This window comes from Armatimonas sp., from assembly GCF_031410135.1.
In the GTDB taxonomy this organism is placed as follows: Bacteria; Armatimonadota; Armatimonadia; order Armatimonadales; family Armatimonadaceae; genus Armatimonas.
The window spans coordinates 1-12,245 of record NZ_JANNYP010000712.1; the positions used below are offsets into that span (position 1 = coordinate 1).

The following is a 12,245-nucleotide window of genomic DNA, read 5'->3' on the forward strand; positions in this document are numbered from 1 at the left end:
TCTTCACATCAATACCTACGACCATCCCGCACAAGGAAGTACGATTAAGGGCTTGTACCACCAGACTTGCCGTCAGCTGGAAGCGCTCTACCCCGGGCAACTACAGAGCTATTTTTGGAGAGATGTCGAAGGCTATCCGCGCTGGGTCACCATTGTTTCTGTGGAGCGCCGGGATGAAAAGCTGCAACACCTTCGAGTCAGTGCCTACGAAAACAATGATAATAACAGCTTCCGTTTTGCTCTCCTACCCGGCAGGTTCTCCGTGGATGCAGGCGAGATGATCTCAGAAAAAGGAAAGGAGCGCACCAAGTCATGGGCGCTCCCTCCGAAGTCTTTCCAGGACGACTGGTGAGGCTTTAGTAAACACCCTCGATGGCCTTGGTCTCCAGTGCACCAAACGGGCGGACTTCAGCCACGCCGTCCCAAGGGAAGCGGCCCCAGGGGGTGCGGCGTAGGGCTTCGTCGCGCTCCAAAAAGCGCGGCATGAAGAACTCCTTGGTGAGCGTGGAGAGCTCGACGCGGCCCCAGGTGTCGTAGTCCACGGTGGTCTTGGTGTCGTTGGGGTCAACAACACGCAGGATCGCGCGGGGTTGCGGGGCGTGGTAGGTGATGGAGTAGTTGTCCTCACGGGTGACGGGGCGGCTCTGGGCGAGGCCCATCAGCGTGTTGCCGTAGGTCGGGACAAACTGGGCGCGGTTGTCGAGAATCTCCTCAATCAAGAAGCGCACGGTCTGCGGGTTCATGGAGGTTCCGCCGCAGAAGACGCCCTTGATTCCGGCATCGGGGACATTGACGTACTCATCCAGCGCCTCTAAGAGAAGTGGCGTGGTGAAGAGGCAGGAAATTTTACGGTTCTTGAGCAAGGTCGCGCCCTGCTCAACGGCGTGCTTTTTGTACTTCTTCGCCGTCTCAAACTCTTTATCGGCGATCAGGCGCTTTACCCAGCGCGGGTCGAGGTCCGTGTGGTAGCACGAGCCGCCTCGGAAGTTCGCAAGGTGCTCAATGGAGAGGCGCAGGCGGCGTGGGCCGGTGGGGCCCAGCATCAGCCAGTTCGCACCCTTGGGGAAGTATTTTTCGTCGAGGCCGTCGGAGAACTCCTCGTAGTCGTGCTTATGGTCTTCCCAGCCGATGCGTTGCTTGGGCATACCCGTGGTGCCACCGGTCTCGAAGACATGGAACGGACGGCCTGCATACTGCTTGGGCACCCAGACCTCGTTGGGCAGGTCGCGCAGCCACTCGTCCTGGAAGTGTGGAAACTGGGCCAGGTCGGCAGCGCAGGTCACGGCCTTGATGGGGTCGAAGTCGGCGGACTTGGCCCATTCCAGCCAGAAGGGGCTGCCGGTCTCGGGGGAGAAATGCCAGGAAATAATCTCGCGCACATGGGCATCGAGAGCGTCTTGCGCGGCCTGGATCGCGTCGGGGGAAACAGTGCTCATAGTTTTAGGATACCTGATAGGATGGAGGCTATGGTTCGCGCGGAAGCAATCGCCAGAGAGTTTTTCGGCCAAGGTGCCACGAGTGTCGAAGCGCTTCTGGGCCTTGGAAGTGTAAACGAGATTTTCGTGGCACAGTTCCCCAAAAATCGGATTATCATCCGTCTGCCCAAGCCGGAGGATCAGCACCGTGCGGGGGCTTTTTATGAGAAAGAGCTTTGGTGTCTAGAGCAAGCCACCCTCCTTAAAATCCCAAGCCCTCTGGTACTTAAGCTCAGCACCCACGACGGCTGGCCCTACCAGATTCAGAGCTTTGTCGAGGGAGTCAACGGCGAGCAGAGTGCTCTGAGCCCTACGGTTTTGTGGCAGACACTCGGGGAGTATGCTAGGCGCTTTCATAAATGCCACCTCTCTGGTTTTGGCGACTCTGCCTCAATATTTTCTTTTACCAACACTCGCGAAGAGCCCACATCGCTCGACATATTTTGCCCGACACCTGCCCAGCGCGGCTGGCAACGTTTTTTGCGCTACAACCTTGCCAGCCTCACCGATGATGACCCGCTACTGGCGCTGGGCGTCTATGCACCTTCTCAGCGTGATGTTATCCATGCGCACTTTTCCGAGCTGTATCTGCGCGAATTTCGCTTCGGGCTGTGTCATGGCGATCTCGCGCCCCGCAACACGATTGTTGCGTCCGATGGCACGCTTTTCTTACTCGACTGGGGCTGTGCGGAGTCACACCTCGTGCCCCACTATGATCTCCTAAACGTCCCCACGGAGCACCAAGACGCGTTTCTGGACGGCTACGGCTGGCCGATTACAGCGCGGGCCACGCTTCTCGCCGAAGTCAAGAACCTCGCGCTCCTCAAGTCCTTCGATCTGGTGCGCTGGGCCATTGACCGCTGCCCAGAGCGCATCGAGGAGCTGGCGGAAAAAGCACGGAAACAGGTCAAGGTTTCTGTATAATGCCCGTAGGTTCTTATGCCTGTATCTGTTGGCACCATCACGTTTCTTTTCACGGACATTGAGGGAAGCACTAGACTCTGGGAGGAGCACTCTACGGCAATGCGCCAGGCACTGGCACGCCATGATGCGCTCTTGCGTGAGGTGATCACCCGGCACCAAGGCCACGTCTTCAAGACTATCGGTGATGCCTTTTGCGCGGCGTTCGACAACCCCGCGGCGGCGCTTGATGCCGCTCTGGAAGCACAGTGCATGCTCATCCACGAAGCCTGGCCCGCCGAGACACCGCTCAAGGTTCGGATGGCGCTCCATACCGGCACGGCGGAGAGCCGCGATGGCGATTACTTCGGGCAGCCTCTCAATCGGATTACTCGGCTCCTGATGGCAAGCCATGGAGGGCAGGTGCTGATCACTCAGGCAACCTATGACTTGATCGGTGACTCTCTCCCGAATGCTGCTGCCTTGCGCGATCTGGGCCAGCACCAGTTCAAGGACTTAGCCCACCCCGAGCAGGTCTATCAGCTCCAGCACCCCGAGCTCCCGGATAGCTTTCCCCCGATTAAGTCGCTCTCAACCCACTCCAATAACCTGCCCCAGCAGCTCACTAGCTTCATTGGCCGTGAGAAAGAGCTTGCAGAGATTAAGAGCCTGCTTAGGTGCACTCGCGTGCTCTCGCTCACCGGCTCCGGAGGGAGCGGGAAGACACGGCTCTCGCTCCAAGTCGCGGCGGACTCCCTGGAGTTCTACCCCGATGGTGTCTGGCTGATCGAGCTTGCGCCTCTAAGTGATCCGGCCTTTATCCCTCGAACGCTCGCCGAGGTGCTGGGGGTGCGGGAGGCGGTGGGAGAGATGACCACACAAGCGCTGACTCGGACTCTGCGTGAAAAGCGACTATTGCTCGTGCTGGATAACTGTGAGCACGTGCTGGATGCGATCGCGGCGCTGGTGACGGCACTAACCCGGGTCTGCCCCCATCTGACGGTGCTCGCCAGTAGCCGCGAGGCGCTTGGGATCTCCGGGGAGAGTGTCTACCGCGTCCCCTCGCTCTCCCTCCCCCTCCCGACGACGGCCCATACCGCCGAGAGCCTCTCGCACTTTGAGGCTGTCCGGCTCTTTATTGACCGCGCGGTGGCCGCAAAAGAGGACTTTAGTGTCACCAATGAGAGTGCTCCCGCCCTGGCTTCAATCTGTTTTCGGCTCGATGGGATTCCTCTGGCCATTGAGCTTGCCGCCGCCCGCGTTCGTGCGTTGCCGCTGGAGCAGCTGGAGCAGCGCCTGAGCAATTGCTTTCGGGTACTCACGGGTGGCTCGCGCACGGCGCTCCCTCGCCAGCAGACCCTCCGAGCGCTGATTGACTGGAGCTACGACCTACTGAATGCGCAAGAGAGAGCGCTTCTCTGCCGCCTCGCGGTCTTTTCTGGTGGCTGGAAACTAGAATCGTCGGAAGCCATTTGTGTGGGCGGCGAGGTGGAAGACGGGGAGGTGCTGGACTTGCTCACCTCGTTGCTCGACAAGAGCCTTGTCGTCTACGAGGAGCGCCAAGGCACTGCCCGCTACCGGCTTCTGGAGACGGTTCGCCAGTACGCTCGGGAGCGGCTTCTAGACAGTGGAGCAGGCGAGGCAACCCGCGCTCGACACCGAGATTATTTTCTCGCGTTTGCCCAAGAAGCGGGGACAAAGCTCGTCGGCCCGACCCAAACGCACTGGATGCAGCAGCTAGAACGGGAGCACGACAACCTACGTACTGCACTGGAGTTCTGCCTGAGCGAACCTGCGAGCGTTCCTCTGGGGCAGACACTCGCGGGAGCACTCTGGAAGTTTTGGTGGAATCGAGGGCACTTGACGGAGGGCAGAGAGTGGTACGAGCGGACGCTAGCGCAAGAAGGCGGTGAGGCTCCCACCCAAGCCCGCGCAGCAGCGCTCCACGGTGCCAGCGTCCTCGCCGGTGCCCAGACCGACTATGCCGCTGCAGAACGCTACGGTCAGCAGAGCCTGGATCTCCGGCGGGCACTTGACGACAAGCGTGGCATGAGTGCCTCGCTCAACAGCCTTGGAAATAGCGCCTTCTTCCAAGCAGACTACGCCACGGCGCAGCGCTACCATGAAGCGAGCCTGACCCTCAAGCGGGAGCTGGGGGATAAGAGCGGCATCTCCATCTCGCTCAATAACCTAGGAAATATCGCCCACCAGCGAGGCGATCTTGCTACAGCACTCCGCTATCATGAAGAGAGCCTGGCCCTCAAGCAAGAGCTGGGGGATAAAAACGGCGTTGCCTCCTCGCTCCTGAACCTGGGAAATATCGCCCAGCGCCAGAGCAACAACGAAGCGGCAAGGGCCTACTTCCAGCAGAGCCTGCGCACGCGTCAGGAGCTGGAAGACCGGTTCAATGTGATTATCTGCCTGGAGTCGCTCGCCAATCTGGCGCTAGACGAGAAAAACTTCTCCCATGCGGCCCTCCTCTGGGGCGCTGCAACGCGGCTCAAAGAAGAGATCGGGACTGCCACACCACACAGCATACAGGAAAGTCACCTGTACCATCTGAAAAGCACTCGCGCGGGTCTCGGCGACGACGCCTTCGAAGCCGTCTTTGCACGGGGGCATGGCCTGACCCTGGAGGAGGCAATCGCACGGGCCTTGGAGAACTAAGAGAGTATGCAAGCACAACCCGATAAATGGGAGAAAGAGATCGCGGCCTTTGAGGCGGCAGATCGCAGGCGCTTCCCCAAGCCTAGCGGCATTGTCTTTGTGGGAAGCTCCACGATAAAGCTCTGGAAGAGCCTGGAGAGAGACTTCCCTGGCTACGGCACACTCAACCGAGGCTTTGGCGGCTCCAATCTCCCCGACTCGACGCACTTTGCGCCCCGCATCTTGCTCCCCTACCAGCCGCGCCAGGTAGTTTTATTCGCCGGCACCAATGACATCAACGCCAAGCGCACGCCCCGCCAGGTGGCCCAAGACTTCAGCGACTTTGTGGTCACCGTGCGCCAGCTTCTGCCCCGCACCCGGATTTCCTACATCGAGCTCACCAGTAGCCCCAGCCGCTGGGCGCAGCGCGATGCCGTCGTGGAGGCCAATGCGATTATCCAGCGCCTCTGCCAGCGCAACGGCGTGGACTTTATCCCAGTGCGCGAGAAGCTCTTTAGCCCCAGCCGCGAGCCGCGCCCGGAGCTCTTTATCACCGATAAGCTGCATCTCAATGCCGACGGCTACAAGATCCTCGCCGATACCGTGCGTCCGTTTCTGACGCACTAATCTCCCTATGAGTACCTCACCCCAGCCTGAGCGCCTGCTGTCACTCGATGCCTACCGTGGCTTGGTGATGCTCCTGATGCTCGCGGAGGTACTCCACTGGGAGAATATTGCCAAGGCGGTTCCTGGCAGTGTGTTTCTGGCATTCATGGGCCACCACCAGAGCCATGTGAGCTGGGAAGGCTGCTCGCTCCACGACCTGATCCAGCCATCATTTTCGTTTCTTGTGGGAGTTGCGCTCCCCTTCTCACTGGCGAGTCGGCTTGCCAAAGGCCAGAGCAAGGTGCAGCTCACGCGCCATGCCTTCGGGCGTGCGCTCACGCTCATCCTACTGGGAATCTTTCTGCGCTCACTGGGTCATCCCCAGACCTACTTCACTTTTGAGGACACGCTCACCCAGATCGGCTTGGGCTATGGTTTTCTGTTTTTACTGGGCCTGACACCACGAAAAATCCAGTGGGTTGTACTTGCAGTGATCCTCGTGGGCTACGGGGCCGCGTTTGCGATGCACTGGGAGAAGGACAGCAACCTGGCCGCACGCTTTGACCAGTGGTTTCTCAATCTCTTTCCCCGTGAGGAGCGCTTTGTCCACAACGAGGGAGGCTATGCCACCTTGAGCTTCATCCCGACTCTTGGGACAATGTTTCTGGGGCTCTTGGCGGGTGGCGTTTTGCGTAACGGGCAATCGCCCCAAAAGCGCCTAAAGGTGTTTCTGCTGACGGCGCTGGTCTTGCTCATCAGCGGAGCGCTGCTGGGGGCACTGGGTATCTGTCCCGTCGTCAAGCGTATCTGGACGCCGTCTTGGGTACTCTTTAGTGGCGGCTGGTGCTTTGTGTTTCTCACGGCTTTTTACTATCTTGTGGATGTGCGGGGCCAGAAGCGCCTCGTCTTTCCGCTGGTGGTGATCGGGACAAACTCGATTGCGGCCTACTGCCTCTCGTGGCTGTTCGTGGAGCTGATCGAAAAAGCGCTCTATCGGCACCTTGGCCACACGCCGTTTGCGATTTTCGGGGTGGCATACGAGCCACTCCTCCACGGTGCCGCAACCCTCACGATCCTTTGGGGGATTCTTTTTTGGATGCACCGCCGTCAACTCTTTTTAAGGATCTAAGGAAAACAACGATGAAGATTTCTATCGCGGGCTACAGTGTTCACGGGCTTCTGTCCGAGGGCAAAATTGATATTTTTGGCTATCTGGAGAGCTGCCGCTTTCGCTACGGACTCGACACAGCGGATATCTGGAACGGGCTTCTACCCAGTCTCGAACCTAGCTTTATCCGTAGTGTGCGTCACGGCCTAGAGGAGCGCGAGCTCACTCTGGTCAACTACCACGCCGACGGCTGCCATGTCTGGGAGGACGATGCAGCGGTGCGGGCAAAGAATCGGGAGCAGGCGTTTGAACATCTTAAAGTGGCGGCTGCGCTGGGGGCCAAGACGGTGCGCATTGACACGGGGGGCAAGCTGGAGCGGATGACGCCTGAGCAGCTCACGGTAATCAGCGACCAGTTCCGTGAGTACTGCGAGTTTGGACAAGAGCATGGCTTCTCGGTGGGGCCGGAGACCCACTGGGGGATTTCTCTCATCGCCGACAACATGGAAGACATCGCCAAGACGGTTGCGCACCCGGCCTATGGGATTCTGCTGCACATCGGCCACTGGGAGCAGGGCGACCCCGACGAAGGCGACCGGCGGCTCGCGCCGTATGCGATCCACACCCACGTAGATGCCAAGATCACCCATAGCTGCCTAGCGGAGAAGATACAGCTCCTGCTCGATGCGGGCTACACCGGCTGCTGGGGCGTGGAACACCACTCCAAGAAAAACGAGTACGCCGAGATCGCCGTGCAGCTTGCGATGGTGCGTCGAGTGCTCGCGCGTCTGCTCTGGGAGAAGCAGAGCGCCGCAAGCGTGGTGCACCAAGGCAACCCGCTCTTGACCGCCGAACAAGAGAGGCGCGCCTAACAATCAGGCTACCAGTGAACTCAGAAATAGGTATGTGCGTCTACGGTGGCATGAAAAAGACTTTCTTTCTTGCCACCGTCGCGCTAGCCGCGCTGAGCCTGCCTGCGCAAGCCCAAAAACCCGACAAGCAAGCGCGTAAAGCGGAGCGCAGTACTACAGCACAGCCACTTCGCAACCGCAACTCCGTCACGGCACTCGCGGAGGCGCTTCAGGCCCTCACCCTCACCGAGTCGCAGAATAAAAAGCTCGAAGGCGTGGCTTTTAAGCTCGAAGCTGAGATACTCAGTATGCTCACGCCCGAGCAGCAAGCACAGTTCAAAGAAGCGCAAGAGCGCCTGAAGAAGTCCTCACGCGGGAACGGGAAAGAGAGCGCCGCGAATACAGCCCGCAGTCCTCTGGCCGAGCTCCAGGAGAGCCTCAAGCTCACGCCGGGCCAGAAGGATCTCACCGACCCGATCTTCAATGCCAGCCAGAAGCAGCTCACGGAGCTGGAAAACAATGTGCAAAAGAGTGGTGGAGCAAAAGATCCACAAGTGCGCAAAGAGGCTATGCAAAAATTCAAAGAGCTCACCGAGAACCTCAAGACCCGCCTGCGCTCTCTGCTCAACACAAGCCAGCAGACAACTCTGGATGCCTGGAAGCCTCGAATGAGAAAATAGGGTTTAGCATAGAAGTTGCAAAGCCTCTCTTTCCTTAAGAAGAAAGGAATCTCATCTTGATGAATCGTCTGTTTTTAAGCGTTTTGGGGCTCGCCTCTGTTGCGGCTGCTGCCCATGCACAGGAGCCCATTTTGGGGGCTGGAAAATATATCTTTGGCGGGCCATCGTCGCTGCTCAGTGAGAGGACGCGCACGGCAACCTCTGACAGTGGCTTTATGGTCGGGGTCGGAATGGCAGGCCGCACCAGCGCACGTCGTGTCGGCGTTCCCTCCTGGGAGCTGACCCACTTCCGCAACGAGGGCAATGGCAACACTCTCTCGGCGACGGGAATCTCCTACATCGAGCGTGATCGTGCCCGCAACAACTCCCGAAACTTCTACGGCTTCGGGCTGGGAGTCTACGATCTGCGCCTAGATGCTCCTGCCAGTCCCAGCAACGAGTTCACCAGCAGTCGCGCAACAGCCACCACGAGCCTAGGAATCCAAGATAGGAGTGGCATCCGTGTCGTTCCTACGTTTCTACTGGGCTTTCCTCTGAGCATGAAGACCTTCCTCGAAGTGCGCTACACCGGCCTAGGCTCACTCTCCGGGGTTCGCGCCGACCAGTACAACGCTACCTTCGGCCTGCGATTTTAAGTCCTTCGCTTGAGCCAGCCGAAGAGCCCACGCGGGGCAGCGGCATTGGGGCGACTGGGGTTTAGGATGAAGAACTGCTCGTGAGAGATCTTAGCCTTCTCCAGTAGCCCCAGAAGCCCTTCCATCCGGTGCTTCAGCTTTATGCCCATCTCCTCACGGTAAAGGGGGACGATCTGAAAAAAGTGGACGTTTTTACCAGGCCGTATCTCCAGACTCGCCGCTTCCTCAGGTACAAAGGCAGGAGAGAGCAGACACCAGCAGCCCATCTTTGTGCTCTCGCCGATCGGAGCAGCATCAGGGCCGTTGGGAATCGTGTGTCCCCAGCTCAAGAACGAGCCATATTCATGGGGCATCCGCGCCAGAAACTTCAGGGCCGCCACTGGCCAGTACCCCGCATCATCGCGCGTAAACTCCCAGGTGTTTTTGAAGAGCGGCCAGTCGGGAGGAAGATAGATCAGAAGCTCCGCATGTGCCAGCTCCGCGTTCTCAGGAGGCGTTCCGGGCATCGGTCGGTCACTCATGCCCGTCGTCGCTAAGACGTAGCAGGCTCGCTCAGGGGTTGGCGGGAAGACATGAACATCGATATGGAGTAGCTCTGAGAGGATCTCGTGGTAGACCCCAGGCGACTTACCAAAGTGGTGCTCGTAGTGTTTCTCGATCTTCTCTAGCGCCTCACTGTCCATCTCAGGAAGCTCAAAGGAGCGCTCTGGTGTCTCGCCGTAGCGATAGATGCGATCACCGCCTTCGGTTCGTTCGTCGTCCATAATGAGAACTATTATAACTCAGAATCAAGGGTAAACTGAGCATATGAAAGTTATCGTGACGGGTGGAAGTGGAAAAGCGGGCGCGTATGTTGTCCGTGAGCTAGCAGCGGCAGGCTATCAGGTGACGAACCTGGATCAGCGACGGCTTGAGGGCCTGCCGGGGCAGTTTATCAAGGTGGATCTCACCAGCTCCGGTGAGGTCTACGATGCCTTTGCCCAAGTCAAGCCGGACTTTGTCTGCCATGTCGCGGCCAATCCCGCGCCGAGCGGCGATCCACGGCAGACGGTCTTTGCCAACAACACGCTCTCGACCTACCATGTCTTGCAAGCCGCCGGAGATTTTGGGGTCAAGCGCCTTGTCTATGCCTCCTCCGAGATGGCCACGGGCTGGCTGACCACCGATCAGCTCCCGGCCAAGTTCCCCTTCGATGAAGACGATCGCGTCACCACTCCCAATGCCTACGCGCTTTCCAAGTACTTGGGCGAGGTAATCGCCGATTCGCTCTCGGTGCGCTACCCTGAGATGCCAATTGTCTCGCTACGCATCAACAATGTGATTACCCCAGAGACCTACACCTGGCTGGCAGACCGGCGAGCAAGCTACCCCCACGGTGGAAGCAGCAACTTCTGGAGCTACATTGATGTGCGCGATGTCGCCACCGCGTTTCGTTGTGCAATAGAAGCTGATACGCTCGCCCATGAGGTCTTTTTGATCGCCGCCGCCGACACCTGCCTGGAGACCCCACTCCACAACGCGCTCCAGGATCACTATGGCAACGAAGCGCTTGCTCGTTTAGCCGAAGGCCATGGTGAGTACCAGTCCGTCTTTGACTGCCGAAAGGCGGAGCGCCTTCTTGGCTGGAAAGCCGTGCACTCCTGGCGCGACCAGTAAGCCAACAGATACTCAAAGAATACTTAATCGGTGAAGCGCCCAGCGGGCGTGCTCCCGCACCAGCTCCGAGGGATCGGTTAGGGCGACGTGCTCTAGTGGCGCGATAGCCTCGGAGCTGCCAACATTTCCCAATGCGACGCAGACATTGCGCCGCAGCCCTGTGCGCCCCGTTCGCAAGATGGGGCTTCCCGCAAAACGCGCCTCGAAGGCATCGTCGGTGGCAAGCAGTGCCAGTAGCTCGACCAAGTCCACGCGCCCGTCGCCCCCGTAGAGCTTTGCCTCGCTTGCCGTCTGCGCTTTATCGTTCCACGGACATGCCGCGAGGCAATCATCGCAGCCAAAGATATGATCGCCCATCAGAGGCCGCAGCTCCTCCGGAATGCTACCGTGAAGCTCGATGGTGAGGTACGAGATGCAGCGCCGGGCATCCAGGGTCATCGGGGCAACAATTGCGCCGGTAGGGCAGGCCGTTATGCAGCGTGTGCAGGTGCCGCAGTGGTGGCTCGCAAACGGCGGGTCGGGCTCCAGCTTCAGCGAGGTCAGCAGTGCGCCCAAAAAGAAGAAGTTCCCCAGCTTGAGGGAGATCAGGTTCGTGTGCTTTCCCTGCCACCCGAGCCCCGCCCGCGCCGCGAGTTCCCGCTCCCGAATCGGCCCCGAGTCCGTGTAGCCCCGGCTGACCGTCCCCGGAAACTCCTCCGCCAACCAATCACGTAGCGTGTTGAGCTTGTCCCACATCACTTGGTGGTAGTCTTGGCCACGGGCGTAGCGGGCAATAACTCCCCTTGGTTGCCCTCCCTCCCCCCGCCCCTCCCTCCCGATAACGGGAAAGGGAGGGGAGTTACAGAAATCATAGCTCTGGGCGACGACGATCACGCTTCTTGCTTTCCCAAGAAGCTTCTGTGAGTTGAGTGGGCCGCCGCGCAAGCGCTTGCGGGTTTTGAGGTAGCTCATCTCACCGTGATAGCCCGCTTCGAGCCACGCATCCACAAAGGCGGCATGCCCAGGCGCAGCAGGCGTGGTGAAGCCAACGTCGTCAAAGAGCGTCAGCGCGTACTCACGGACGATTTGCTTCAATAAACTCCGCCCAGACCCCGTTGGGGTGCCAGATGTCGTGCAGGTCGTCGAGGGCTTCTGTCTCATTAAAGCCGTTGCGCAAGCGCCAGAGGTAGAGAAACGCGGACGCGCGCATGTTGGCGGCGCAGTGGACAAAGAGTTTTTGCCCATGGTGAGCGTCCATTGCGGTGCAGAAGTCGTCGAGGTTCTCACGCGTCGGGCTGCGCCAGATCACCGGAATCCGCACGAACTCCATGCCTAGCTCGACGACACGTCCCGGCTCTTCGGGGAACCAGGCATCGGACTCATCCGGGAGGAGGTTGATGACGCACACAAAGCCCTCGGCGGCAATGATTTCGAGCTGCTCTGGGCGCACCAGCCCCGAGGTTCCGAGGTTGTCGTCCAGCCAGAGAAAATCGCGGATCGTATGGAGGCTCATGTGCCCCAGACCCTCGGCAAGTGTGCTTCGTCCTCGACCACCTGGTTATGCCGAAAAATATGCTTTGCGTCCTCGCTCCACGACTCCCAGGTGTTTTTTGGGATGGTAATCACCGGCGTGCGCAGAAAGCCACGCTCGTAGACAATTGCATACATCGTGCGCGGGTAGTCCGCGTCGTTGGGCATGCCGCGGTGCC

General features: G+C 59.3%; 14 protein-coding genes. 9 read left to right on the plus strand and 5 right to left on the minus strand.

The window, feature by feature from the left end; genetic code table 11:
- Positions 1 to 352: hypothetical protein (locus tag RMO15_RS25935; protein ID WP_309719612.1), on the plus strand; the 352-nt coding region annotated here is incomplete at its 5' end.
- Between the two features lie 4 nt (positions 353 to 356).
- Here RMO15_RS25935 and RMO15_RS25940 read toward each other — a convergent pair.
- A complete protein-coding gene (locus RMO15_RS25940) occupies positions 357 to 1,436 on the minus strand; it encodes a hypothetical protein (RefSeq protein WP_309719615.1) in 1,080 nt (359 codons plus the stop codon).
- Between the two features lie 30 nt (positions 1,437 to 1,466).
- Between RMO15_RS25940 and RMO15_RS25945 the strand changes: the two genes are divergently transcribed.
- From RMO15_RS25945 to RMO15_RS25975, 7 genes are read left to right on the plus strand one after another with little or no spacing between them, the layout of a single operon-like run.
- Complete coding sequence (locus tag RMO15_RS25945; protein ID WP_309719618.1) at positions 1,467 to 2,399, plus strand: aminoglycoside phosphotransferase family protein; 933 nt, start codon at positions 1,467 to 1,469, stop codon at positions 2,397 to 2,399.
- A 15-nt stretch (positions 2,400 to 2,414) separates the two neighbouring features.
- Positions 2,415 to 5,042, plus strand: a complete 2,628-nt coding sequence (locus RMO15_RS25950; protein WP_309719621.1) for a tetratricopeptide repeat protein — start codon at positions 2,415 to 2,417, stop codon at positions 5,040 to 5,042.
- A 6-nt stretch (positions 5,043 to 5,048) separates the two neighbouring features.
- Complete coding sequence (locus RMO15_RS25955; protein WP_309719623.1) at positions 5,049 to 5,648, plus strand: GDSL-type esterase/lipase family protein; 600 nt, start codon at positions 5,049 to 5,051, stop codon at positions 5,646 to 5,648.
- A gap of 7 nt (positions 5,649 to 5,655) precedes the next feature.
- Complete coding sequence (locus RMO15_RS25960; RefSeq protein ID WP_309719626.1) at positions 5,656 to 6,756, plus strand: DUF5009 domain-containing protein; 1,101 nt, start codon at positions 5,656 to 5,658, stop codon at positions 6,754 to 6,756.
- 11 nt (positions 6,757 to 6,767) lie between these two features.
- Complete coding sequence (locus tag RMO15_RS25965; protein ID WP_309719628.1) at positions 6,768 to 7,607, plus strand: sugar phosphate isomerase/epimerase; 840 nt, start codon at positions 6,768 to 6,770, stop codon at positions 7,605 to 7,607.
- A 50-nt stretch (positions 7,608 to 7,657) separates the two neighbouring features.
- A complete protein-coding gene (locus RMO15_RS25970; protein WP_309719631.1) occupies positions 7,658 to 8,266 on the plus strand; it encodes a hypothetical protein in 609 nt (202 codons plus the stop codon).
- Between the two features lie 59 nt (positions 8,267 to 8,325).
- Positions 8,326 to 8,901, plus strand: coding sequence for a hypothetical protein (locus tag RMO15_RS25975; RefSeq protein WP_309719634.1), 576 nt, complete (start codon positions 8,326 to 8,328; stop codon positions 8,899 to 8,901).
- Here the strand turns inward: RMO15_RS25975 and RMO15_RS25980 are convergent.
- Positions 8,898 to 9,665, minus strand: coding sequence for a suppressor of fused domain protein (locus RMO15_RS25980; RefSeq protein WP_309719637.1), 768 nt, complete (start codon positions 9,663 to 9,665; stop codon positions 8,898 to 8,900). The two genes, RMO15_RS25975 and RMO15_RS25980, sit on opposite strands and share 4 nt — an antisense overlap.
- Positions 9,666 to 9,708: 43 nt before the next feature.
- On the opposite strand from RMO15_RS25980, the gene RMO15_RS25985 reads away from it, so the two are divergent.
- The gene (locus RMO15_RS25985; RefSeq protein WP_309719639.1) at positions 9,709 to 10,557 is read left to right on the plus strand and encodes an NAD(P)-dependent oxidoreductase; all 849 of its coding nucleotides are present in this window, start codon (positions 9,709 to 9,711) and stop codon (positions 10,555 to 10,557) included.
- 12 nt (positions 10,558 to 10,569) lie between these two features.
- Here the strand turns inward: RMO15_RS25985 and queG are convergent, their stop codons facing one another.
- From queG to RMO15_RS26000, 3 genes are all read right to left on the minus strand, one after another.
- Positions 10,570 to 11,631 carry a tRNA epoxyqueuosine(34) reductase QueG gene (gene queG, locus RMO15_RS25990; RefSeq protein WP_309719642.1) on the minus strand — a complete coding sequence of 354 codons (1,062 nt, stop codon included), beginning with the start codon at positions 11,629 to 11,631 and terminating at the stop codon, positions 10,570 to 10,572.
- Positions 11,612 to 12,049, minus strand: coding sequence for a protein tyrosine phosphatase family protein (locus RMO15_RS25995; RefSeq protein WP_309719644.1), 438 nt, complete (start codon positions 12,047 to 12,049; stop codon positions 11,612 to 11,614). Before RMO15_RS25995 ends, queG begins: the two co-directional genes overlap by 20 nt.
- A partial coding sequence (locus RMO15_RS26000) for a hypothetical protein (RefSeq protein ID WP_309719647.1) occupies positions 12,046 to 12,245 on the minus strand: 200 nt, incomplete at its 5' end. The genes RMO15_RS26000 and RMO15_RS25995, both read right to left, overlap by 4 nt.